Raw genomic sequence first — 25261 nt, 5'->3', positions numbered from 1 at the left:
GCGTTTCTGGTGCTGTGGTTGAGCTTATAGCGCTATTACTGTCAGTAATGCTATCAGTAACGCTGTTAATAGTACTGCTACTGCTACTGCTACTGCTACTGCTACTGCTACTAAGATTGTCACCTAGCTGCGCTTGCAGAGGCATCTTCGGTATAGCCGCTTGTGCAACAGCCGACTGTACAACATTATGATCGCTAATCGCTGTATCTTCAGGCTTACTATCGAATTCAGGAGCTATTAGTGGCGCGCCTAAAGCTATGTTACCTACCGCCGTAGCACTAGATAGCCCTCTATCAACAAGTGCTTGATTGTCAGTAGGCTTGCTATCACTAAGGCCTGTATCAATAGCAGCGGTGCTAGTAACACTAGTGTCTGATACAGATGGTAAGTCCGGTTCACTCAGCGCTTCATCGACAATAGCTACTGATTGAGTGGGCAAACTGGGTAAGGTGATGTCATCGTCATCTAAATCATCAAGACTACCATCGAGATTGATGACCACACGATTGCTGTTGTTCGGATTATTCATAAATTTGCCCTACAAGTTAGCATTATTATTAATGGGTTTATTCTAAAGTGATTTTCTAAGCTATCGGATCTATAGCTAATAATTTTGCCTAGTTTAGCATAATTCAGTTGGCGCTCATTTTTGACAATGCTAATCTCATAGGTATTTTATAAGCTGCATTTCGCATTCTTAGCTATATTATTGACCTTAGCTTGGTTTGCTGACCAGTGAGTAAACCGCAGCCAGCTAATTAGCTAACTATTGAGTATGCGCTGGGTAATCAAGATAGTTTCTCTTAAGATTCAGACACAAAACTAAGACCTTGAACGTGCTAAACTTCGCCTATGCTAGTTAAGCCCTTATTCTATTGAGAAAACTTATGTTATTGACTGCTAATTTTTATAAAAAACTTAATTATCTAGGTTTGGCGTTTTTGCTAACAGCAACCGTCCTATCCGCCACGGGCTGTAGTACTACTCATGAATTTAAGCCAACTGCTAGTGTCATGGTCGGCGCACATAAGTCGTTATAAGCTGCCTTATAAACTTAGTTACAGAGTCTACCTTTAGCGCTTTAAAACACTATTTTATATAAACAGGATTGGTCATGTCATTTACGCCACAACGCTCTTTATTAAGGCCCCAGTCAAACTATGCTAGTGATAAAGTATTTAGGCGGCAACTAACCAGGCATGACCAAACTCAGTACAGCAAATCTAGTAAGCTAATATCCAGCTTTATTATTGTAGCTTTGTCTGCTTTAACTGTAGGTTGTAACACTCTGCAAGCGCTTGAACCAACAGCTATTTTGATTTCTGACATCAAAAACTCTCTATGATATTGTATTGAGCTGATCGTCGTACTTAGCTAGATTTATTTTAATCGTCATTTTATAAGTAGAAAATACTATGTCATCTTCTCTAACTTTACGTATTGCTTGTGCTCTAGCGCTTGCTACTAGTCTTGCGGCTTGCCAAACCAGTCAACTTAATGCAAATCATCCCGACTATCAAACTATTCAGCAAAAAGTAGCACCACCAGATGTTGGGTCATCTGCCTTAGCTATAGACTTATCAGGACGCCACGAATATCAGCTGGATAATGGTCTAAAAATCATTGTAAAAGAAGATCACCGTGCGCCCGTAGTTATGACTCAGATCTGGTACAAGGTGGGCTCTACTGATGAGCCGTTAAATAAAGGCGGCATCTCACACTTACTTGAACACATGATGTTTAAAGGCACAGCTAAGGTTTCAAGCGATGACTATGAACGCCTGATCGCAAAATTTGGTGGGGTGAATAATGCTTTTACTAGCTACGATTATACTGGCTATTATGAGCTATTTCCGGCTAATCGTTTGCCATTAGCGCTAGAATTAGAAGCCGATCGGATGCTGAATTTGCGTTTTGATGAGGACGCTTTTACCAAAGAGCATCAAGTGGTTATGGAAGAACGTCGTCAACGTACTGATGACAATCCGCTAGCCAAAGCTTACGAATCATTTCGCCTGCTAGCCTTACCTGATAGCCCAAAAGGGGAGTCTGTGATTGGGCCGATGAACGAGCTGCAATCTATTAAGCTTGATGAGTTAAAAGACTGGTATAAGACTTGGTATACGCCTAATAATGCCACTTTAGTAATCGTTGGCGATGTCGAACCAACGGAAGTCTTGGCTCAAGCAAAACGCTACTTTGGTGAGCTTAAAGCCAGTAAGTTACCGCAGCGCCCAGCAGTCCGTCAAAAAGGCTTTCGTGGTTACCAGCAGGTAGAGTCAGAGCAAGCGGTGCAAGTACCAGTATTATTGATGGGCTATAATGTACCAAGCTTATTAACTGTTGGAGCGGCTAATGAAAAGCAAGCCTACGCCCTATCATTGGCACAAGACGTGTTAGATGGTGGTCTGTCTGCGCGACTAGAGAGTCGACTAATACGTGAGCAAGGCTTATTAACTTCTATTGGTACTTCTTATGACTTACTAGATCGCGGTGATGGACTGTTCTTGATCCAAGCGACACCGCGCGAAGGAGTCAGTTTGGATCAAGCACAACAAGCTATCACTGCTGAAATTGACAAACTAGCCACAGACCCAATAGCCCCTGACGAAATTAGCCGTGCCAAGACTAATACGGTTACTAGCTTAGTTTATGCCCAAGATAGCATGGAAGGACAAGCACGGATGATAGGCTCGCTGCAAACTATTGGCTTAGATGATCGATTACTGGCAAGTTTGCCTGCTAAACTTGATAGCGTATCGGTTACCGATATTAAAGCAGTGAGCAAACAATATCTAGTCAAGAATAACTTGACGGTTATGTATATTATACCCCCCAAAAAAGCCGCTGATAAAGCGGGCTTGGCGGATAATACTAATAACTAACCAAACTAGGTAAACTAGGTAAACTAGGTAAACTAAATAACATTTTGCTTTACTTTAATGTAGAAACCAAAGCAAAGCTTATGCTCGTTAAAAGCTATGAGGCGACCCATATAATGACAGTAATGAAAAATAAAAAAATGACCACAGCATCCACTGTTAGTATGGCAGTGCTAGTAGGACTTACAACTTTGGCCACGCCAGCGCAAGCAGAAGAGGCTACAGACTATCGAGCGCCAGCTATGATTGATAACAGTGCGCCTATTGCGGCCTTATCTACGCTCACTAGCATCAATAATGCCAAACCGCTAAAAGTTACTGTACCAAGTATTGTGCACTTCAACACCCAATCTGGCGTTCCCGTCTCTTTCGTACGGGCAGCTGCTCTACCGATTGTCGATATTGATTTACGTTTTAATGCAGGTAGTGCGCGGGATGGTAGTCTACGTATAGATGGTTTTGGTATTGCTAGTATGACCGCTACTATGTTGACGCAAGGCTCCAAAAAGTTAGCTGAAAATGACTTTACTCGGGCGGTCGAGACTTTAGGTATCGATCTAAACAGTAGCGCTTATAAAGATATGTTTATTATCTCCCTTCGCAGTCTCTCTGATGATGAACATTTATTGCCAGCTGTTGATTTGATGACTCAGATGCTCACTGAGCCTAGCTTTGATAAAGCTACTTTAGCGCGTAATAAAGCGCGACTGTTAGTCGGCCTTCAGCAACAAAAACAAGATCCCGGCAGTCTTGCCAGCTTAGCTTTTAACGAGGCATTATATGGTAATCACCCTTATGCTCACCCCTCCTCTGGCACCCTTGCCAGTGTACCTAGTATCGAACAACAAGACTTAATCGCTTTTAAAGATCGTTATTTAGTAGCCGCTAATGCTTCATTGGCCATAACTGGTAATTTGAGCGTAAATCAAGCCAAAAAGCTCGCTGAAGATATTACCGCAAACTTATCTAAAGGCCAAGCAGCCAGCGTGTTAGCTGAACCTAGGGCTTTGACTAAAGGTCAGCATATTCATATTGACTTTCCTAGTAGTCAAACTACCGTCCTAATGGGACAGCTAGGCAGTAAGCGCGCTACTGATCCTAAAGAACAACAGCAACAAACTAACTTTGCCGTCGGTAATGAAGTACTAGCAGGGGGTGATTTCAATGCTCGATTGATGACTGAAATTAGACAGAACCTTGGCTATACTTATGGGATATCTGGCTCGATGAACCCTATGCTCACTCGTGGACCTTATCAAATAAGCTTTTCGACACGTAATGATAAAGCTCGTATGGCTATAGATGCTAGTTTGAAGGTGATTAATGAGACTTTAGCGCAAGGTATAACGGCTAGTGAGATGCAGCTGACCACAGACAATTTAAAGAATAGCTTTCCGATGAGCTTTGCTAGTAATAGCGGTATCAATGGTTTGCTAGGGACAATGAACTTCTATAAGCTGCCTGATGATTATTTAACCAACTATGTGAGTCGGATCAATAATGTACAGCTCGCTGAAGTGAATAAGACCTTGCGTGATACTTTAGATCCTAATAACTTCTTAATCGTCACCGTAGGACAAGACAATCCTTGGAACAAGACTAGCGCTAAACATCAATAGGGGTTTAACGCTGTAAGGTTGAGTAGTCATTTAGTCTATAAGCTCAATCACTACGTCATAAATAAAACGCTCAGGCTTATAGGTAGCTCCGTTATAGGCTAAACGGATCACATGCTTATCATAAGAGAGTACTTTGTAATCGCCATCAGCGAAATTATATAATTTTGGTACTACCAATAAAGCTTCGATTTTATCATCGCTAAGCTTGACAGTTATACGTTGATCGATTTTTGGATATAGATAATATTCACAGTAGTCATCTACCATGACTTCCTGCACTCGCTCTATGACATTGGTATCAATATCCTTTTGCAGCAATTTGGGGCAGATATCAGCACTTCTAGCAGCTAAAAGTGCATAAGAGTTATTAATGCTGTTTTTTATCTCCTCCATATTTTGCTTTCTTTGTTGTCCGAGTGCAGCTTCATTATCGACAACTTTGTCACTATCCTTTGGTAAACAACCAGAAGTTGCCACTAGCGCTGATACTATAATAAGCTGTAAACTTAAACGCAGTGCTTTGGCCTTTAATAGATAATAGTTTTGTTGCTGATGCACGGTCTTATCAGCCAGCCCTAAGCTTAATACATTCATGGATATCACTTATTATAATTGTAATCAAGTTACTGTGAGTTCAACAACTCTATTGAGAAAAAGTACTTATTGCAAAACTATAGTTATAAATAAAACTTAAAAAAATAGCCCATTATTATGGGCTATTTAAACACATTTGTTTGAAATATTTATAGTTATATATGACTTATACGTCAATGTGACCCTCTAATCATATAGAAAACGACTTCTTGATATGAGGTAATAATAGTCAATACAGACTGCTTAGCACTGAATATTGATTAATAAATAGCTAATACTTTTAAATTAACAAACCAACTTAAGTCTATGATTTATATTGTTTATCTTAGTAATATCGGTATCCGAATAGCGGTACTCAAATAGACAGCTACTATCCTATAGCCATGACTACAGTTAGTCGCTCTTACTAATTAGTAACGACAGGCTGAAGCGCTGTTGGCATGCTGAAAACCCCACTTTCGATAGCCTTCAGTATCTAAATGAATAGCCCCTGTTGAATATAATCCTAAACCAAAGTTATAAGCGCTGCCTTGATACTGCCAAAACTGACACAAACTGTCCTGCATATTACTAACACGCCATGGACTACTCTCATACTCAGGCACCCAAATATCCATGGCACCTGCGGTCATGTGTTTGCTGCCGTCAGCACCACCAGCACAAGCATTAAGGCTTGGACTACGATATACCGAACGTATTTCAGTGCTAGCTGGTAAGATACCTTGAGCTTTTAGGTCACTATACAGCCGTAACGTCGGTACTATGTTTGACCACAACTCTTGCGGTGGTAGCTGATAAGGCTCATAGCCACATTTGTCCCAGCTACGAGCTGTTGTTAATAGCTGCTCAAGTGGCGGAACATTCTGCGCTCCAAGTCTTGAGGTGAGATAACTTTTATAGCTGGCTACTTGTTGAGCACGCCAGCGGTTGCTATTTAGCCAGCTATTGAAATCCATGCTACTAAAGTCGTCATAGTTGTTATAGCTCGTATTATAACTATTATTACTAGTACTATAGCTAGTGTTGTAACTAGGGGTACGCGGCTTAATATTTACCCGCTTACTTTCTTCTATTGATACCTTGGCATCGAATTCATATTGGCGCTGTTTTTGTTCGATAAGGCCTTGCATATTATCACCAGTTATCTGCTGGCGATATGGTGCAGGGGTTATATAGGCATTGCTATTATCATTATTACCCTGACGAACTTGTATCCGGCGTTCGTTATCGACACTCAAGACCGCTGCATAACTACTGATGCTGGTGGTACAGACTAAAAATGCTAACGCAGCACGCGCAGCTAATCCTGTTGGCACTTGCCAAACCACCGATACATTAACACCACTTTTTACATTTTTCATTGACGGTAACTACCACTAAAAACATCTAATCGATATTATCAAATTTTTCACAGGCAAGCGAAACTATCGCCTGCCAATTAGCCTTAGAGGGTTTGTTATTAACACTAATGCTAATAGTTTTTATAATGACGTTACTTTATTACGCTAAAGTTACTTTTTAGGAGGATTTAAGCGCAACTGTAGATAGCTTTTTTTACGGTTTACCTTATTTTACTGTTATGCTCTTAATTGACTACATTTTGGTTAATAGGCTCGTTCTATTGACTTTACTTTTTTTATAACCATATTTTAAGCTAAATTTTGCCTATGTCTTCTAACCTGCAATACAGATTTTCTCGTCAAAGCCACCATCTTGGTCAACATTCGGAGCCGACTTTGTGGCAAAGGATTCACATAGATCCTTGGTTGACGTTATTGTTGTTGTCCATCTGCTGTATTGGTTTGACGATTTTATATAGCGCCTCTATTCAAGACAACGCTATGGTCTTGCGCCAGATCGTTAGTTATGGTGTAGCCTTCATAGTTATGTTTGTTATGGCACAAATTCCACCTAGCGTCTATCGTACTTTAACCCCTATCTTTTATGTTTTGGGTTTACTACTGCTAGTACTCGTAGATATCATCGGTGAAGTTCGCATGGGCGCGCAGCGATGGATAAACTTGCCAGGATTCGGCAGTGTTCAGCCTTCAGAGTTTATGAAACTGGGTATGCCAATGATGTGTGCTTGGTTTTTATCCAAACGCGATCTACCACCAACATTTTCAAGTGTGGGGATTGTTCTAGTACTTATTGTCATACCAGTCTTACTAATCGCCAAAGAGCCCGATTTAGGTACTTCACTGTTAGTAGCAGCAAGCGGACTGTTTGTATTATTTCTGGCAGGTTTATCTTGGTGGATGATCGCTGGTGCCTTGGCCTTGTCTGTACCTATAGTCACTATCGCTTGGCAGTTTTTATTACATGACTATCAGCGCACTCGGGTATTAACACTCTTTAACCCCGAGGGTGATGCTCAAGGTGCTGGCTGGAATATCATCCAATCCAAAACCGCTATAGGGTCAGGAGGTCTCACTGGTAAAGGTTATCTGGACGGTACTCAATCGCATTTGCACTTTTTACCTGAAGGTCATACTGACTTTATTATAGCGGCATTTTCTGAAGAATTCGGACTATTGGGTGTGATATTACTAATGTTTTTTTATGCCTGTTTATTAGGGCGCTCGCTATATATCGCCTTTACTCATCCTGATACTTATAGCCGATTATTAGCAGGAGCTGTCGCTATGTCATTCTTCGTTTATGTGTTTGTAAATGTTGGTATGGTTGGCGGTATTTTACCAGTAGTAGGCGTTCCACTGCCCTTCATAAGCTATGGCGGTACTGCCATTGTCACCTTAATGGCAGGCTTCGGATTGTTAATGTCTATCCATACTCATAGGCCCAAGTAGCTATACTCATCCCCCTAAATAGCTGCTAGTTTTGACTCTTTCCCTAGTAATTAAACTACCACTTAAACAGGGACTTTTTGAACATTCAAAGGTTGAGAAATCAACTATAGCTCTATTTAAAACTACTCTTTATACCTTAAAAAATGTTAACAAAAGGCTTTCTTATTAATTTTCCAGGTCCTTAGTACTAAATATACTAGGGGCTTTTTGTTGTAAATATATATACATATTGCCAAAAAAACTCTGATTAATTTGGTTGTAGTTAGGACCAGTTTAGAGTTATAGTTGAATAAATTCAATTACTTAAGCATAAAAATCATTGACCTATAGCAAGATAAATTATCTTAGTAGCTTTATATTAATATTAGTCGTATCATGATCCTTGGTCAGCGCATCAGCATAACTAATAAAACTCTTTAAACCTTTATTGGTATGAATATTTACTGGATTTGTCAGCGCTTTCTCACTGTGTCTTTCCGGTTATTTCTTTAGCTAAGTCTTTGTTATTACAAACTTTAGATAATACTTACTCCTACTACAAGTCATCAGTTTGGTATTTGTGATTGATTTATGCATACAGATTCTAGCGCTTGTTTTTTACAAAAAATTGCGTTAACCTCTGTTAGAGTGTTCAGCTACAGAACCTATACAGATTTACTAATCAAGTTAGCAATTAATTATATTCAAGTCAGAGCTCATCAGTATAGTTAGCTTTTGAAATTTCAAAGAGCTTAACTAATCAAGCGCCTATAACTACAGTAATAAAAGTAGCAATACTGGTTTTTATACGATTGATAATTTAACAACATCGATGAGCGAATTATAAAACTTACCTAAAAGTCAAAACTAATTATATTTTGTACTATCTATCTATAAACTTAATCAGTGATGATTAAAATAAAAGTGCAGAATAGCTCAACTTGTCCTACCAAATAAGGCATAGCTGATCATTGATTAGGATTTACAATCTAGGTTACAGAGGTATATATATGAATAAGCGTTTATCTGGTCTTCTTACCGCGTCAGTATTTTTGTTCGCTGGCTCAACAATAGCGTCTAGCGCTAATGCCGCCGAAGCAAAAACTACGCTTGCCAACTTTTCTCAAGATAACGCCTCGCATATTGATCGTGTACTCGGTGAACTTACTCGCCAGCATGACAATGCATCAAGTTTAGTAAAATCTGCACGTCAGCCAAGCTCTTTGGCTCTCAATAGCTCGTTATTGGCCAGCAACTCTACTGGACTCAGCAATGATGAAGATGTGTTGGAACGTCTGACAGCAGTTGCGTCTAATTCAGTGAGTAAATTTAAGCAGACTGGTCTCGCTTCTTGGTATGGTCGTAAATTCCATGGTCGTAAAACCGCCAGTGGTGATACTTTTGATATGAATGGTTTGACGGCGGCGCATCGTTCATTACCTTTGAACTGTTATGTCAAAGTCACTAACAAAACCAATGGTAAGACTGTAGTAGTAAAAGTTAATGACCGTGGTCCATTTAGTGGTAACCGTGTGTTAGATTTATCTTATGGTGCTGCTAAACAGTTAGGTATCACTAGTAAAGGGGTTGGTAACGTTTCTATTGAGCGTGTTTCAGGACCCTAGTCTTTAGACTATTTATATTATTAATATTTTTAGACTGTTAATAAGTCCTAATAGCAAAGTAATACTTAAAGAAAAACCGCCAAGCTTAGAGAAAAGTTTGGCGGTTTTTCTGTTTTAAGGACTTATCCAACAGTAGTAGCTATCGGACAAGTATTCAAGCATTACTTATAAAAGCTAGCAACAGTAGAACTATAATCACTACAGCTCAAAGGCCTTTTCTATAGCATCATCCAAGCGCTCTACGGCGATAATAGTGATACCTTTAAATTGGGCTGAATTAGCAGCTGGTGCATTAGATTTGGGCACGATGGCATGAGTAAAGCCATGTTTCATAGCTTCTTTTAAACGCTCTTGACCATTAGGTACTGGCCGTATCTCGCCAGACAACCCTACTTCACCGAATACTGCTAGTGAAGAAGGCAGCGCTCGCTCTTTGATGCTAGAAGCGCAAGCTAGTAACACTGCCAAATCAGAGCCTGTTTCTATAACCTTTACCCCACCTACTACGTTCACATAGACATCTTGCCCGCTAGTATGGATACCGCCGTGACGGTGCATAACCGCTAACAACATCGACATGCGCTGAAAATCAAGCCCCAAAGCCATACGTCGTGGCTGTCCTTGTGAGTCATCAACCAAGGCTTGTACTTCTACTAGTAGTGGACGCGTGCCTTCACGACTGACCATCACCACTGAGCCTGCAACTGGCTTGTCATAGCGGCTTAAAAATATCGCTGAAGGATTAGCGACTTCTTTAAGACCCATATCAGTCATGCCAAAGATACCCAGCTCATTGACCGCACCGAAACGGTTTTTTACCGCCCGAATCATCCGAAAGCGTGAATCAGACTGACCTTCAAAGTACAGTACAGTATCAACCATGTGCTCAAGTACTCTAGGTCCTGCCAGCGTACCTTCTTTGGTCACATGGCCTACCAAGAATAATGCTGTGCCAGTTTGCTTGGCATAGCGAGTTAAGATAGCTGCAGACTCACGAATTTGACTCACCCCACCTGGCGCTGAATTGATGGCATCAGTATAGATAGTTTGAATGGAGTCAATTATAGCGATAGCTGGTTGCTCTTGCGTCAGAGCAGCACAGATAGTCTCTACATTAGTCTCTGCTAATACTCGCAGTCTGTCCGCTGGTAGATCCAAGCGCTTAGCACGCATAGCTACTTGCGCTAATGATTCCTCACCAGTGACATACAGGGCGCTACCAGCCAACGAATCAGCCTTTGCCATATTGGTTGCTGTTTGTAGCAAGATAGTTGATTTACCGATACCTGGATCACCGCCTATCAATACTACGGAGCCGGCGACCAAGCCACCGCCTAGTACTCGATCGAACTCACTGATACCCGTCGACATACGCGAATCTAAAGTGACACTAACCGCATTCAGAGGCATAACCGCACTATGATTGCCTGAATAGTTGCCAGTCGTTGAGCTACTGGCATCAGCATTACGAGGCGCCGCACGAGCTGCTGGTCTGGGGGTTTTTTTATTATGGTGCGGCATACTGACATTGGGTGCTTCGACTAAGCTATTCCATTCACCACAATCAGAGCACTGTCCTGCCCATTTGCCAAAATGAGCACCGCAATGCTGGCAAACATAGCTACTAGTGTTTTTTGCCATAGTCGTTAAGCCTTATACAAATTATAAAAAATTAAGAAGGTGAAAATTAAGTAAAGCCACCCATCAAGCTATCCAGTCAATAGAATAATTAATAAGTATTGTGAGAGCAGCAATCAAGATATGACGCTAATAAAAACAGAAGAGTCAAGTTTTATGCGATGCTCAGCCTTTATAGCCAGACTGAAGCATCGTTTAGGTTACTATTAATAAACCATCATAAAACTAGAGTTTGATGCAGAATAAAATAAACCCAGTAAATAAATTTAGGCCTGAAAGTCTTTGCCCAAGTAGACACTTTTTACTAACTCATTATCCAAGATATCTTTTGGTTTACCTTCAGCAATGATCGCTCCTTCTGAAACTATATAAGCTTTCTCACAAATAGCGAGAGTATCACGGACGTTATGATCAGTAATAAGTACCCCGATACCGCGGTTTTTCAGCGCTAAGATCACATCTTTTATATCGCCTACTGAAATAGGATCAACCCCAGCAAACGGCTCATCCAATAGAATAAATTTAGGATCGGCAGCTAAGGCACGAGCAATTTCACAACGACGACGCTCGCCTCCTGATACGCTCATCCCTAACGATTTACGTACATGCTGTAGATTGAACTCGTTGATCAGTTTTTCAAGCTCTTCACGCTGAGCACTAGCGGAGAGCTCTTTACGGGTCTGTAGTATAGCTAAAATATTATCTTCGATAGAAAGCTTACGAAAGATAGAAGCCTCTTGTGGTAAGTAACCAATACCAGCACGTGCGCGCTCATGCATAGCATATTTCGACAAATCCATCTTGCCCAAAGTGACACGACCTTTATCCATATTGACTAAGCCTACTACCATGTAAAAGCTAGTAGTCTTGCCAGCACCGTTCGGCCCTAATAATCCTACTACTTGGCCTTGCTCCACAGAAAAAGAAACGTCTTTGACCACCCAGCGCTTGCTGTAGCGCTTGCCTAAGTTTTGCATGACTAAACGTATGCGTGGCTCGCTATTACCATCGGCTAAAAGCTTATTACTATCCAATTGCTGTGTGCCCAGTTCGGATACTAAAGAATCAGGGTGGCTAGAGAGGTTGTGGTCATCATTCATACTTATACTCATACTCATACTGGTATTTATAATAGGACGTAAAACAGGACAAGATTAGCAGTGCTACTGGCTATAGCCTAATAGCAAAAATCAAGTTTCAAGTTAACGATGATTAACGTAAGCTGCTCTGACTAGTATTAGCGTTAGGTGGGAATACCAACTCAACACGTTGATTACCGCCAGCCGTTGCTTCTACGTCACCCGCTTTGAGACTATAACGAATGACATTACCAGCAAAGCTAGCGCCGTTTTGTACTAGCTTTGCATTGCCTGTCAAAGTAACAATGCCATTGACCGCATTGTAGTCAATGTTATTGGCTTGGCCTTTAGCCAAACCTTTTTCTTGAGTGACGACTTGTTGCATAGTCGCTGGACGCCCCGTAGCTACTGCTGAGTTGATGCTTCGCCCTTGCGATAAGTTTACGGTGATATTATCCGCCGTCATCTTAAAGGTCCCTTGAGTAATAACCACTGTACCTGAATAGCTAGTAATACCTGTACGCTCACTATAAGTCGCTTTGTCTGCTAATAGCTTAATGGGCTGATTAGCATCTGAAGGCAAGGCATGGCTATACAAAGGTAGTGTTAATAGCATGACTATTGACAGCGGGCGTGTAGCAGACAGCATTGTTGATTTCATAAATGGTTACTCTTTATGTAATTGATTCTGTAATGGATTCTATAATTAGTAATGGGGTCTGCTAAGGTGATGCCAATAGCTATTTTTAGGCTGAGCTTTTATTAGACTAAGGGCTACTTACTTTGAGGACATTAACTATTAAAATAGCGCTTTGTCTTGACGTTTAGCTGGAGTGAATGTCACCGCCACTTGTCCAAATTCGTATTCGCCCGTCTCTAAATTAGCGGTCATACTAGAGGCTTCAAAACGATTCAATCCTTGTTCTACTTTCACGGGTTGATCGCTATAAACTTGTCTTGATTTAGTATTGCCTTTTAGCGCTTGTCCTGTCACTTTAATTGGTTCGATATCAGTAGCGGCAGTCTTATCTTCGCTAACTAAGCTAAAACCATCATATAAATGCAAATCACCAGATTCTTGACTGATAGTCGCTGTACCCGATTGGATAATATAGCGCTGCTCATCTGATGGCTTCCAGTTCATAGTAATTCCGGACATCACATCTTCATTGGTTTTGGGGTTATGAGTGAGTGAAGTAGCCTTCAGCTCATACTCTGTTTCCCCTTGTTCATTAGTCTGCACCGCTTTTATATCTGTAGCCTCATAGTCAACTTCTGGAGCTTCTATATTTATCGGCGGTGAGATCTTGCCTTGCTGTTGGAAGAACCAACCAGCGATACCGGCGATGATCAGAGCTAAAACTATTAACACACGAGTATTCAAAACGGCTTATCCTGTATGCAGGCTTGGGTAATACTGTAGCCCATCCAAGTTGAAAAATGTATCTTATTAAGCGACGGCTAATACTAATGTTAAGTACAAATAGCTAGTACTAACAACCTTGTAGTATCTACCACAACTGATTAGTTGTTAATAACGTTGCCGTGGTTATCTACAGACGATTAGCGATCATCTAAGGTAAACTGACCGATAAAGTCTTGGTAGTGACCATGCCCTTTTAATATTAGGTCACAGACTTCACGTACTGCGCCGTAACCACCAGCGCGGGTGGTCACCATATCGCTACGATTGATCACCTCAGAGTGCGCATTAGGTACCGTCGCTGCAAAACCAACCGTTTGCATCACTTTTATATCTGGCAAATCATCCCCCATATAAGCACAGTCGGCTGCACTAATATTAAGCTGTTGATCTAAGCTTGCTAATAATTCAGTGAGCGCAACAAGCTTATCATCACGGCCTTGCACCACATAATTAATGCCTATTTCGGTAGCCCGTTTATCGACCATCTGGCTATTACGTCCAGTGATGATCGCAGTCAAAATACCATAGCGTGCGAGCGACTTAATGCCAACACCATCTTGTACTGAAAACGCTTTAGTCTCGACACCATTAGTGTCATAGATAATTTGGCCATTTGACAGTATACCATCGACATCTAGTACCAACAGCTTTACCTGACCAGCTTTTTTGATTAAATCCTGCATAATACGTCTCTTATAATTGTAATTATAGTTAGCACAATAAGCTATTAACAGTAGTAGTTACTATCACCTTAATGGCTGCCAGCATAAATGCCTGTCTAGACACTGGAGCCCTATTTAACGCCCGCTTGTAGCAAATCATGTACAGTAATAATCGCCTCTAAATGATTCTGCTCATCCATCACTAGCAGCTGACTAATAGCATTCTCATTCATTAAGCTCAAAGCATCAGAGGCACGCATAGTTTTATTGACTTGGCGTGGCTGAGTAGTCATCACTGTACTCACTGGGGTATTTAGAGTAATACCTTTTTCGAGACCACGGCGCAGATCCCCATCAGTAAATACTCCGACGACCTTGTTGTCATCATCTGTCACTACCGTCATGCCCAAACGACCATTACTCATAGTAAATAACGCCTCTTGTAGTACCGCGCGCTGATTAACTAAAGGTAAGTTCTCGGAGCTAGGATGCATCAAGTCTTCAACTCTAGTCAACAGCTGACGACCTAGCGCTCCTGCCGGATGCGATAAGGCAAAATCCTCTGAGGTAAAATCACGAGCATGGACTAAGGCTACTGCCAAAGCATCACCTAATGCCAAAGTCGCCGTAGTACTCGAAGTCGGGGCCAAATTGAGCGGACAGGCTTCTTGCGAATTACCTAGAGTAAGCATAATATCAGCAGCACTAGGTAACATCCCGCGCTGATCTCGACTAATGCTAATTAGCGGAATACCTAAATGTTTGACCACCGGTAATAAAGTTTTTATCTCATCAGACTCACCGGAATTAGAAATGGCTAAAAGCACATCCCCTTTGACTAGCATGCCTAAATCACCATGACCAGCTTCACCAGGATGCATAAAAAATGCTGGGGTACCTGTAGAAGCAAAGGTTGCCGCTATTTTGCGACCGATCAATCCTGATTTACCCATACCAGTGACTACTACTCGGCCAGTGCAGTCCAAGATGACATCGCAGGCTTGAGCAAAACGCTCATCTATCTGCTCAGTCAAAATGGTTAGCGCTGCACGCTCAGTATTGATAGCTTCAATGGCAGTAGTAATATATTGTTCGTGGCTTAAAGATCGATTCGGATGGCTCATAAATTAACTCAATATTTATTAGTGATCGATAGGGTATTTTACTATAATCAGGCTAATATGAATAGCTACGGATATTAGAGTAACTATATGTAGATACTGTGAATGTTCAACACGCCCTAATCAAAGCACAAAAAAACCTACTATTACAATAGTAGGTTCAATGCGTACAATTATTAGTTTAACCGCTATACATTTTTGAAAGCTACTAACTATTATCTGATCCTTGAGAATTATTATCAGAGCTGTCATTAGGCTTATCTTCAAATCCTAAATCATCTGCAGGACCTTCAAAACCGCGCTCTTGTCCGAAACCGCCACGCTCAAAACTACGCTCTTGCCCAAAACCGCCACGCTCAAAACCGCGATCTTGTCCTTGGTTAAAGCCACCGCGATTAAAGCCACTACGGTTAGAGCCAAAGCCACGCTCTTCAAAACCACTACCGCTGCTACTTGCAGGAGTGCTAGGACTACTACCACGTTCAAAACCACTACTAGGATTACTACCTTGATAGCTACTAGGAGTGCTTGATGGTGGCACACTGCCAGTAGTTGTGGTGGTAGTAGTAGAAGTACTAGTACGTGGATTGCGTGCTGGCACTACTGTAGAAATAGCGTGCTTATACACCATCTGACTCACCGTATTCTTCAATAAAACTACATATTGATCAAACGACTCGATTTGACCTTGTAACTTAATACCATTAACCAAAAAAATAGAAACAGGAATGCGGTCTTTGCGCAGTGAGTTCAAGAACGGATCTTGTAAAGTTTGTCCTTTTGACATGAAATCTCTCCTAATTATTATATAATTATATTGTGAATACTCAGTTTCGAATGCTAATCATTAAGTGCCAAAGCTAAACAATGCTTCTGATATCATATTTAGAGAATAATCACTAAATAACAATAATTGATATTAATATTAATATTAAATAGGGTTAAATATCAGTTATCTTGAATATTCTATAGCGCTGCACTAGTAATTATAATGGTTATAGGCATCTAACAAAATATTTTTTATAGGTAAAACGTATCTAAATAAGCAAGTGCTTTTTAGAGCCTGTTGAACCTTGAATCATAGCAGTGACTATTTTGAGGAGCTACTAAAACTAACCGCCCCTATTCTTAAGTACGGTGTAACAAATCCAGCTACTCATACTAAACAGACCGTTAGCTTATTTGCACTTTTTCTGCAATATAGCTTTGCTAAAATAGTCACTATCAATAGCCGATATTTTTAAGTACCCATTTCTAAACGCTTATTTTCCAATGCTCAATAGGCCTTGAACAAGGCTACTCTATCGTTAATATAATACTATTGTAAGGATATTAAGTAACCACTTGTTTCCAGCTGCTATTGTGCTCTAGCAGTTGGTAGTATTTATTAGCTTATATAATAAGCGGATAGCAAAATTTTGCTAATTGAGCCATTAAACGCTGATAATTATAACAGCTGTTAACGCTCTTATTTGCAACTTCTTGTCCGCTTACTATCACTATTAAAAACTTGCCTCATCAGCGCCAACGTATAAACAAGCGTTACTCTTACACTTTATGCAAGCTAGCGGCAGCTTCTGCCATGTTACTAAAAACTTGTATCTTTGTTTTTAGCTCACTATCGCTAGTAGTTGACCGTAACTGAGTCAATTTACGTAGCCAAGTGTACTGGCGTTTTGCTAATTGCCTTGTGGAATATAATGCCTTATTTTGCATTTCTTGACAAGCAAGTGCCTCAGCCGTAGCCTCTGAGACCTTGGTATTAGTCTCAGATTCAGGTAATAGACCTGCTGTTATTGATAGCTCATTTGCCTCGTTTTGCTCAAAGACCTGATAAAACTGATTTCGATCCAAATGTGCTTGAGCCAAGACTGGATGGTCGATACGTACCAAATATTCGAGCACTTGCCGATAGCCAACACAACGCATAGCAGGCATGCTTGGGGTTAACGGATAACGCTCAAGTAAAGCAATCACTTCAGCGACTAGTCCGTCATCCCACATGATATCGAGGCGTTGACCAATACGTTGATGCAACCACGGACGATCAGGCATCACTGCTAGTACTTGCCACTGTTGATTGGGATTGTCTGCCAACGCTTGCTTGGGCTGTTGTTGCCATTCACTAATCGGTATATTAGTCTGTTGATAAACTTCAAGCGCCCGAGTAATACGTTGAGTATCGCTAGGCTTTAAACGGGCGTGCGTCACAGCATCTACCTCGCCTAAGTAGGCATACAACGCCTCAATCCCTGCCTCCTGTCGCCATTTCTCGACTTGCTGACGTACTTTATCGTCGCTATCAGGTACAGGAGACAATCCTTCAAGTAACGCCATGTAATACATCATAGTGCCGCCAACCAATAACGGTATCTTCCCTGCTTGATGACAAGTATCGATGAGTCTAGCGACGTCGCTGACAAATTCAGCCACGCTATAACTTTGGGTGGGATCAATGATATCAACTAAGTGGTGCGGATAGCGCTTTAGCTCAGTCACTGTAGGTTTGGCGGTACCGATATTCATATCTCGATATACTAGTGCTGAGTCCACTGAAATCAGTTCATAGCGCCCACTATCATAGAGTTCATACGCCAACGCTGTCTTACCACTCGCCGTCGGCGCCATCAAACAAACGACGCTGTTATGAGGCAGCGCCGTCAAGGCGGTATTAGCAGCTGTACTAAAACTGGTGTGGGATGAATTGGCAGATAAAGGATGCATAAGCTTGCCTTTGCAGGTCATAGAAATCGATTAACAGGAAGGGGATGATAGCATCAATGCTACTAATTGCGAGCGCTCTATAGATTTTAGCGCTTGTAAAGTAACTATCTGCTCAATATCGACTTTAAATGCTAGCACATCTGCCTGCGACATTTGCTCAATATAATGAGCTAGTTGCTGATTAACACTAGCAGCGTCCGCTAATAGAGGATAGCTTGTAGGCGTGTGTGAGTTAAACAATAAAGCTAAACTAGCTTGCCATTGCTGCTGACTAACCAAGGTCAATTTACCTTTCGTATAAAATAACAGCCAAGGTTGTCTACTTAGGCTATTTTTTTCATTTAGGGCTAGTTGTTGCTCCACGTTATCGATTACGTCCAAGCACTGGGGTAACTCTACAAGCTTGCTTATAGTAGCCGCGGTAGTGATAGATAAATCAGTAGCTACCGTCGCTGCTGATAACGGTGTCGCTACCAAGTGCTGATAATGCGCTATCGGCTCTTGCACAAGCTGGGCTGATGGTTGTTGGATCAATAACGGCCCTATCGAACTATCACTTTTAGCGGGATACTCCACAGTATCTCTATCTGCGGGGTTTGTTAAATAGCCAGTTAAAGACTTCGACTGAGTGGCTAGTTGCTTAGTGGCTAGTTGATTGCTAGCTAGTTGATTAATAGCTATAGAGTCATTATTACTGGAACTGAGGCCTTTGAGCCTTAGGCTTATAGCATGACTCAGATGCGCCATGATGTTATTCAAGGAGCTAATCTTAATACGCTGTTTAGTAGGATGAACATTAAGGTTGAGCCAATGCAGCGGCAGCTCAAAGTACAGCGCATAACCAATATGATTAAACTGAGCGCTTTGCGCTAGTTGACGCAACTGATTACTAATCAGCTGCTCCTTGACTAAACGACCATTGATATACAGCAGCTTTGGCAAGGAGTTATTAAGAGCATTACTCTCGCTAATTGGCCATAACCAACCGCTAATACTTGCTGACTGCTGCTGCGTAGATGTTGAGGTCTGTTGAACGAGCGCGGTTAAATCGACATTAACTTGCAACGCATTATCAGTCAAAGCTATACCGAGCGCTTGCTCAAGCCTCGCTAAATGTAGGCGGCTATGAATACTGCTAATGGAGCTTAAGCTAGAGACTGGACTAGGGCTTATATTGTTACTAGTATTAGCCGATAGCGACAAGCGTTTTTTTTGGTCATGAAACAGATTGAGCGTAACATCAGCATAAGCTAAAGCCACCTCACGGACGCTAGTTTCGATATGGGTAAACTCAGTAGCGATAGACTTAAGATTGCCACGCCGCGCTGGCACGTTAAAGTATAGATCCTTGACTGTAATAGTAGTACCGCGATTGTGCACTACCGGTAATAGCTTAGGTACTTCCGCTAATACACCAGTGACTTGTAACTGGCGACCTACTCCGCTGTCATCGTGACTACTAATCAAGGTTAAGCGCGAAACTGCAGCTGTTGCCGCCAATGCCTCGCCACGAAACCCAAGGGTACTAATACCTTGCAGATTAGCAATATCAGCGACTTTGCTAGTGGCATGACGGGTGATCGCCATCACCATATCATCAGGATGGATGCCAACGCCGTTGTCCACGACTTCGATCATACCCATACCACCTTGAGTAATACGCACCTCAATATGAGTGGCCTTCGCATCAATGGCATTCTCTAACAGCTCTTTGACTACTGCCGCTGGACGGGTAACTACTTCACCAGCTGATAGTTGATTAATCAACAGCGGTGATAGCTTTTTGATGCGCGCACTTGAGATAGTCATATTTAACGGATTATCTAACATATTTATCCAATAGCGTAGTGACCTAATAGCTAGATCTTTAACAGCGATAAATCCAGCCCTTGCGTCTGCCCTATTTTTGATAAGCGTAGCTCAACTTGACGTGCTTCTTTAGTGTCCTGCGTAGCGCCACCTTGTACTATATTTATAAACAAGCTTGGCGCTGGCAAATAACTGTCCGCACGACTTGCCCACTCAATAATGACTAGCGCATTTGGCTCATCTAAATACTCATCAAAGCCAATAAAAGACAGCTCCTCTGGATCTTGTAAACGGTATAGATCCGCATGATAAACTGGCTTAATAACCCCATCACTTTGGCTAATATGATAAGGCTCGACTAAAGTATAAGTGGGACTTTTTACTGGCCCTTGATGACCTAGGGCTTGTAGCCAATAACGAGTTAGAGTGGTTTTACCAGCCCCTAAATCACCAGCCAGCCAAACGCTACCTACTAAAGGTAACTTAGCTAATTTCGCCGCTAACTCTTTAGTATCGGCTTCTGAATGCAACGTTACCGATATTGAGTTTTTATTCTCTGTGAACTTAGGATTAGACATCAGACTCATCCAACTGTACTTGCATAGTGACTTGTGGGTTGATAAAGCGTTCCCCGCTAATGAGCTTGGCATATAGCTGTGGATCATGCCATTCACTACTGACTTGCTCGCTAAACTCAAAGTCACTCAATACTAATTTACCCATCTGATCGTTAGCGACATCAGCAGCGAAACACTGCGCATAGCCAGTCGCCGTTTCATGAGCAATGACCGAATAGACACTGACATCAGCTTCGCCGTTTTGCATTTGGGTTTGTTGTAATATTTGCTGCGCCCAAAAGAATATCACTCGGGAGAATTGCTCAGCAGAAGGGGATACTGGTAGACTTATCCAACGGGCGCTGAACTTCTTACAAGCTTCAATATACTCAGGATCATCTTTACTCCAAAAGCAAATAGCGTGGTCAAAGCTGTCGATAATATCTTTGATTGACGACTTTAATAGGCCAAAGTCATAAACCATTTGCCCATGATCTAGACGCTGCGCCTCAAGGATTAATTCAATCTGATAGCTGTGACCATGAATAGAATGTTTACAACGCTCTGAGCTACAATTACGGACGATATGAGCATTTTCAAATTTAAACAGTTTACGAATACGCATAATAATTAATTAACCAAAATAGTGAGAAGTATTAGCGGTTAGTGCAGATAACAACCAATACATTAGTGAGCACCGAAACCAATAGCCGGCTTACCGCGCCTATTATAGCAAATCGCTAGGTATCCGTAAGTAAGCGCTTACTTACGCTATCGTCAGTTTAGGATAACTTGATGATTGGCCTAGCAATAAAAATATTAATAAAAGCCGTATCCGTTGATAAAGATATAACTATCTAATCCTTACCCTTAAGGCTACACTGTAATACTTAATAATACCTAGTTATCACTAGCTTAATTAAGCTTAAACCCTCGCTACTTGGCTACAAGCCATTCCGATAGTTTGAGCGTTCAACTTTATCCAATAGGACTAAATCATGAGTAAAACACAAGACAGTAAAAAGAATGTCAAAAAGAAGCCGTTACTGACTGCAAAAGAGAAAAAAGCGGCTAAGCAAGCCAAGAAAGAGGATAGCGGTAGCATTCTAGGCAAACATTAATCAAAGCTGTGCTAAAGCGCTAGCTTAGCTGCTTTAGCCCAACTCAGCTGTCATTACTGGTTTTCATTAAAAGCACTTATCAGTGATAAACGTTAGCTTTAATAACTTATAGCTAAGCGCTATTAGCTAAGAGCCACGTGGTGCAAACATAATGATAGCCATGCCTAATAGAGCAACAGCAGATCCAACGATATCCCACATCGATGGTCGAATACCATTAACCGCCCATAACCACATAATAGCTGTAGCAATATATACCCCACCGTAAGCCGCATAAACTCTGCCAACAGCTGTTGGATGCAAAGTCAGCAACCAAACAAAAGCCATCAAACTTAGCACGCCAGGAATAAGCAGCCACATGCTTTTACCCTCGCGCAGCCAAAGATAAGGCAAGTAGCAGCCAACAATTTCTGCTAGTGCCGTCAAAAAGAAAAGACTAAGGGTTTTTAACTCAGGCACTATACCTTCCTTTTAAACGCTAATGATACCAGTCATATATTGAACCGCATTACCAGAGATAAGCACTCTATCTCCTACTACTACACAGTCTAAAACCCCACCTCGACTTGAGGCTTGATAAGCCATCAGCTCGTTTTTGCCTAAGCGCTCTGCCCAAAGTGGGGCTAACCCCGTATGAATTGATCCCGTCACTGGGTCTTCACTACCCGTAGATAACACAAAATATCTAGAGATAAAATCGTATTTATCAAAAATCTTGGAGTCCGCCAGACAAGTCACAACTAACTTTAATGGTGCGAGCTGCTTTAAGGACTGATTATCAAGAACTACAGACAATACATCAGACTCAGCGTTGTAAATAATAAAATAGGCTTGCGAGTTACGATAGACTTCAACAGGAGCAATCGATAGACCCGCTAATAAACTCTCAGGAGCATCTCTAATCCTTTCAGGTTTAGTATTTGGAAAATCCATTTGTATTTTGCCAGTTGCTGTCTGGACGATAGTCAACACTCCAACCGCTTTAGCTGACAGACTGATGCTGATTAAACTAGGATGTTTACTAAACAATACAAAAGCTGATGCTAAGGTCGCATGACCACAAAAATCAACCTCAGTCAGGGGTGAGAACCAGCGAATATCATAAGCAGCCCTGTCTTCAGAGCTTAAATCTTCTGAATGACTCGCTACTAAAAAGGCGGTTTCAGCTAAGTTATTCTCCATAGCTATAGACTGCATTAGCTCAGCGCTTAGCCAACTGTTAGTAATAATCACTGCCGCAGAATTACCTTTAAAAACACTATCAGTGAAGGCGTCAATGACGTTGATTTCGAGTTGCATATTGATGATTTCCATTATTTTTATACAGTACTTTTCTTCGGCTTAGTAAACATCGCTTATTTTAACTAATGCTGTCTAACCAGCAGCAGACTCTTAAACCTTCCAATAGTTATTAATCAACAATAAATAGCTTAGCGCCATCTTTAGTTGAAGAACGATGCGCTATAGTATTATCTGCCACTTGATAAGTCATGCCGGTAGTTAAAGTAAAGGTACGACCATCTTTTAATTCTGTATTTAGCTCGCCTTCGATACACAACAATATATGACCTTTATCACACCAGTGATCGGCAAGATAACCGGCTGAATACTCAACCATATGTACATTAATAGTGTCAAACTCAAGAGTTTTCCAGTAGCCTGCACCTGTTTCACCTTTGACTTCGACAGCTGGTACTTGGGTCCAATCGGTAGTAGCAAAAGGTATGTTTTTCATATCCATGACATTATCTCCTAATTTGATTATTTAATGAATTTGCTAGTAAGCAGGGTAGTTTTTAGACACCCCTTATCTTTAACCAATAGCTACTGTCTGTATTAAACCAATTCATCATCAAGCAGCCAACCTGCTTGCACCGCTGAATTAATATTAGCAAACATCCACGAGTGAATCTCAGGAAAATCCTCAGCTATAAAGGCATGAGCTTGTAGTACTTGTGATTTCTTCACCCCTTGCTCACGCCAAGTCTTGCCTTCGCTATTGATATTATGTAAAAAAGGCAATAACCTATCAACTACTTTTAGCAGTTTAGTCTCTAAGCTATCACCAGTCTCTTGCTCTTCCCATAACTCACAAAGATCACCAACCCCATTGCCTAGATGGCTCTGAAGACGTTTAACCCCTTCTCGTTCAGCATTATGAGCTATGCTTCTATTAGTGTCGTAGAGAAACGTATCACCCGCATCAATCTCACCTAAATCATGGATGAGTGCCAGCTTTAGGAGCTTTTCTTCTGATACCTCAAGCTTAAAACTTCTAGATATCGACCAACAAGCCATCGCTAAATGCCATGAGTGCTCAGCTGAGTTTTCAACACGCAATCCACCATCAATATAAGTACGGCGATTGATAAGCTTTAGTGCATCCAGCTCAAGTAAGTATTCAGTGATTGCGGTTAAATCGCTTGGCAATGTAAGCTCCTTAGTTTATTGGTTTGTTGTAGTTATCTATTATGGCATGCTACTGTTTTCTTGATAGCACCTATAGATTATCTTTTAGCCTGCAAGGCTAGTCACCCATCAAAGCTAATCGCTCTCTATCGTCGTCTTGTTGAAATTTATTACGGATATGCATAGTTGTTCTTTGAGGGCTGATGCTTATCTGATCGGTCAAGGGTATCAGCTTAGAATAATCGGCAACTTAAAGTTTTTGCTATAAGCCTATCGCTATTATCACTGGACAAATCATCATAGGGCTAATGGTCGATCATTTTGGTTGGTTTGGCAATACGCAGGTAATGCTGGACTATAAACGCTTGGCGGCTATCGCCCTACTCGCTGGCGCGCTTTATTTGATTTATTTGAGTGATTTGCGTAGGAAGGCTGAACATTATGCACAGCCTATTAACTATCTTTTCTTATTAACCTTCTACAATAGTAGTGAGATCACTTATCAAATTTGACGTTTTGAAGAACAGTTTCACCGCGACTATTAGTGACAAACTTCTCAATGATAACGACACACTTTCGACCGAACACACCTGTTAAACGATAGTTGCTGTTCGCTTCAGGGTTAAACGTGCCCTCTACACTACATGTACTAAAACTGTCTCTACCTCTAAATCTAATAGCAAAGGGCTGATTGGGAGCAATGTACCTTTCTGTCACTGTAAAATTCGGAGAAGTGCTAGCAGTCAGACTATAAAGACGTTTTTCTTCGACTGTAGGCTTAGGCATATTTAAATTATTTTCATAGATAAATAATTTCTCTTTATCGGTATAAGGGAGAACTGATAATTTTGCTAATCCTTTAGGATTTAAAGATCCATTTATTGCTAACACTCCGCCTGGACCTGATTTTTTCGAGCTACGGTATTCTTTAGAGTTTGGTGTAACACTAAACTCACCACCCCAATCCGTAACTATCTGAAGCTTAGTTGATGAGCTCTCAGGTAACTGAGCAACATACATATTATCTGTTATAAGATTTACGGATTTTTGCATGGTTTGACAACCAGACAAGGCTGCACTCATTACTCCTACTGAAGCTATACCAATCAATACATTTTTCATATGTTTCCTTAAAATAATAATCTCAATTAATCGCTAAGTATTTACAAAATACTAACTTTAGTTTGATATTGTATATTGTACTAA

The 25261-nt window shown here is 41.1% G+C and carries 24 protein-coding genes; 6 read left to right on the top strand and 18 right to left on the bottom strand.

Translation table 11 applies throughout. From position 1 onward, the window contains the following. Positions 1-1415 precede the first annotated feature (1415 nt). Together KPY62_RS00340 and KPY62_RS00335 are read left to right on the top strand one after the other, a co-directional pair. Positions 1416-2885, top strand: a complete 1470-nt coding sequence (locus KPY62_RS00340) for a M16 family metallopeptidase (protein ID WP_216580317.1) — start codon at positions 1416-1418, stop codon at positions 2883-2885. Positions 2886-3007: 122 nt separating this feature from the next. After that, positions 3008-4501, top strand: a complete 1494-nt coding sequence (locus KPY62_RS00335) for a M16 family metallopeptidase (RefSeq protein ID WP_228730505.1) — start codon at positions 3008-3010, stop codon at positions 4499-4501. A gap of 30 nt (positions 4502-4531) precedes the next feature. Here the strand turns inward: KPY62_RS00335 and KPY62_RS00330 are convergent, their stop codons facing one another. After that, the gene (locus tag KPY62_RS00330; protein ID WP_216580316.1) at positions 4532-5095 is read right to left on the bottom strand and encodes a hypothetical protein; all 564 of its coding nucleotides are present in this window, start codon (positions 5093-5095) and stop codon (positions 4532-4534) included. Between the two features lie 410 nt (positions 5096-5505). Further along, the gene (locus KPY62_RS00325) at positions 5506-6456 is read right to left on the bottom strand and encodes a D-Ala-D-Ala carboxypeptidase family metallohydrolase (protein WP_216580315.1); all 951 of its coding nucleotides are present in this window, start codon (positions 6454-6456) and stop codon (positions 5506-5508) included. A 306-nt stretch (positions 6457-6762) separates the two neighbouring features. On the opposite strand from KPY62_RS00325, the gene rodA reads away from it, so the two are divergent. Together rodA and KPY62_RS00315 are read left to right on the top strand one after the other, a co-directional pair. Beyond that, complete coding sequence (gene rodA / locus KPY62_RS00320) at positions 6763-7905, top strand: rod shape-determining protein RodA (RefSeq protein ID WP_216580314.1); 1143 nt, start codon at positions 6763-6765, stop codon at positions 7903-7905. Between the two features lie 989 nt (positions 7906-8894). Continuing rightward, entirely contained in the window at positions 8895-9509 is a 615-nt protein-coding gene (locus KPY62_RS00315; protein WP_216580313.1) for a septal ring lytic transglycosylase RlpA family protein, read from the top strand. Positions 9510-9707: 198 nt separating this feature from the next. Here the strand turns inward: KPY62_RS00315 and radA are convergent, their stop codons facing one another. The 11 genes from radA to KPY62_RS00260 form a co-directional block, all read right to left on the bottom strand. Continuing rightward, positions 9708-11150, bottom strand: coding sequence for a DNA repair protein RadA (radA, locus tag KPY62_RS00310; protein ID WP_216580312.1), 1443 nt, complete (start codon positions 11148-11150; stop codon positions 9708-9710). A 263-nt stretch (positions 11151-11413) separates the two neighbouring features. Continuing rightward, the gene (gene lptB, locus KPY62_RS00305; RefSeq protein ID WP_216582962.1) at positions 11414-12124 is read right to left on the bottom strand and encodes an LPS export ABC transporter ATP-binding protein; all 711 of its coding nucleotides are present in this window, start codon (positions 12122-12124) and stop codon (positions 11414-11416) included. 235 nt (positions 12125-12359) lie between these two features. Further along, positions 12360-12887, bottom strand: a complete 528-nt coding sequence (lptA, locus tag KPY62_RS00300; protein ID WP_216580311.1) for a lipopolysaccharide transport periplasmic protein LptA — start codon at positions 12885-12887, stop codon at positions 12360-12362. Between the two features lie 138 nt (positions 12888-13025). Then, positions 13026-13610: an LPS export ABC transporter periplasmic protein LptC gene (lptC, locus tag KPY62_RS00295; protein ID WP_216580310.1), complete on the bottom strand. Its 585-nt coding sequence runs from the start codon at positions 13608-13610 to the stop codon at positions 13026-13028. A 179-nt stretch (positions 13611-13789) separates the two neighbouring features. Next, positions 13790-14335, bottom strand: a complete 546-nt coding sequence (locus tag KPY62_RS00290) for a KdsC family phosphatase (RefSeq protein WP_216580309.1) — start codon at positions 14333-14335, stop codon at positions 13790-13792. 110 nt (positions 14336-14445) lie between these two features. Next, positions 14446-15438 (bottom strand): KpsF/GutQ family sugar-phosphate isomerase, encoded by a 993-nt coding sequence (locus KPY62_RS00285; protein ID WP_216580308.1) that lies wholly within the window; start codon positions 15436-15438, stop codon positions 14446-14448. Between the two features lie 205 nt (positions 15439-15643). Continuing rightward, a complete protein-coding gene (gene hfq / locus KPY62_RS00280; RefSeq protein ID WP_216580307.1) occupies positions 15644-16222 on the bottom strand; it encodes an RNA chaperone Hfq in 579 nt (192 codons plus the stop codon). A 761-nt stretch (positions 16223-16983) separates the two neighbouring features. Further along, on the bottom strand, positions 16984-18063 hold the full coding sequence (gene miaA / locus KPY62_RS00275; RefSeq protein WP_416384043.1) for a tRNA (adenosine(37)-N6)-dimethylallyltransferase MiaA: 1080 nt from the start codon (positions 18061-18063) through the stop codon (positions 16984-16986). A gap of 126 nt (positions 18064-18189) precedes the next feature. Next, a complete protein-coding gene (gene mutL, locus KPY62_RS00270) occupies positions 18190-19989 on the bottom strand; it encodes a DNA mismatch repair endonuclease MutL (RefSeq protein ID WP_216580305.1) in 1800 nt (599 codons plus the stop codon). 29 nt (positions 19990-20018) lie between these two features. Then, positions 20019-20546, bottom strand: coding sequence for a tRNA (adenosine(37)-N6)-threonylcarbamoyltransferase complex ATPase subunit type 1 TsaE (gene tsaE, locus KPY62_RS00265; RefSeq protein WP_216580304.1), 528 nt, complete (start codon positions 20544-20546; stop codon positions 20019-20021). Next, positions 20539-21150 (bottom strand): 6-pyruvoyl trahydropterin synthase family protein, encoded by a 612-nt coding sequence (locus KPY62_RS00260; protein ID WP_216580303.1) that lies wholly within the window; start codon positions 21148-21150, stop codon positions 20539-20541. Before KPY62_RS00260 ends, tsaE begins: the two co-directional genes overlap by 8 nt. Before the next feature lie 373 nt (positions 21151-21523). Between KPY62_RS00260 and KPY62_RS13855 the strand changes: the two genes are divergently transcribed. Next, on the top strand, positions 21524-21646 hold the full coding sequence (locus tag KPY62_RS13855; protein WP_256932863.1) for a hypothetical protein: 123 nt from the start codon (positions 21524-21526) through the stop codon (positions 21644-21646). Positions 21647-21772: 126 nt separating this feature from the next. On the opposite strand, the gene KPY62_RS00255 is transcribed toward KPY62_RS13855, so the two are convergent. The 4 genes from KPY62_RS00255 to KPY62_RS00240 form a co-directional block, all read right to left on the bottom strand. Further along, a complete protein-coding gene (locus KPY62_RS00255; RefSeq protein WP_216580302.1) occupies positions 21773-22105 on the bottom strand; it encodes a YnfA family protein in 333 nt (110 codons plus the stop codon). Between the two features lie 12 nt (positions 22106-22117). After that, positions 22118-22945 carry a PhzF family phenazine biosynthesis protein gene (locus tag KPY62_RS00250; protein WP_216580301.1) on the bottom strand — a complete coding sequence of 276 codons (828 nt, stop codon included), beginning with the start codon at positions 22943-22945 and terminating at the stop codon, positions 22118-22120. A gap of 112 nt (positions 22946-23057) precedes the next feature. Next, the gene (locus KPY62_RS00245) at positions 23058-23387 is read right to left on the bottom strand and encodes a DHCW motif cupin fold protein (protein ID WP_216580300.1); all 330 of its coding nucleotides are present in this window, start codon (positions 23385-23387) and stop codon (positions 23058-23060) included. A gap of 95 nt (positions 23388-23482) precedes the next feature. Beyond that, positions 23483-24076 carry an HD domain-containing protein gene (locus tag KPY62_RS00240; protein ID WP_216580299.1) on the bottom strand — a complete coding sequence of 198 codons (594 nt, stop codon included), beginning with the start codon at positions 24074-24076 and terminating at the stop codon, positions 23483-23485. 251 nt (positions 24077-24327) lie between these two features. On the opposite strand from KPY62_RS00240, the gene KPY62_RS13990 reads away from it, so the two are divergent. Further along, the gene (locus KPY62_RS13990; protein ID WP_416384042.1) at positions 24328-24567 is read left to right on the top strand and encodes a DMT family transporter; all 240 of its coding nucleotides are present in this window, start codon (positions 24328-24330) and stop codon (positions 24565-24567) included. On the opposite strand, the gene KPY62_RS00230 is transcribed toward KPY62_RS13990, so the two are convergent. Then, positions 24551-25177, bottom strand: coding sequence for a hypothetical protein (locus KPY62_RS00230; protein WP_216580297.1), 627 nt, complete (start codon positions 25175-25177; stop codon positions 24551-24553). The two genes, KPY62_RS13990 and KPY62_RS00230, sit on opposite strands and share 17 nt — an antisense overlap. Positions 25178-25261 lie beyond the last annotated feature (84 nt).

Origin of the sequence: Psychrobacter sp. TAE2020 (genome assembly GCF_018919485.1) — a bacterium.
Taxonomy (GTDB): domain Bacteria; phylum Pseudomonadota; class Gammaproteobacteria; order Pseudomonadales; family Moraxellaceae; genus Psychrobacter.
This window is presented reverse-complemented; position numbering and strand designations above follow the sequence as displayed.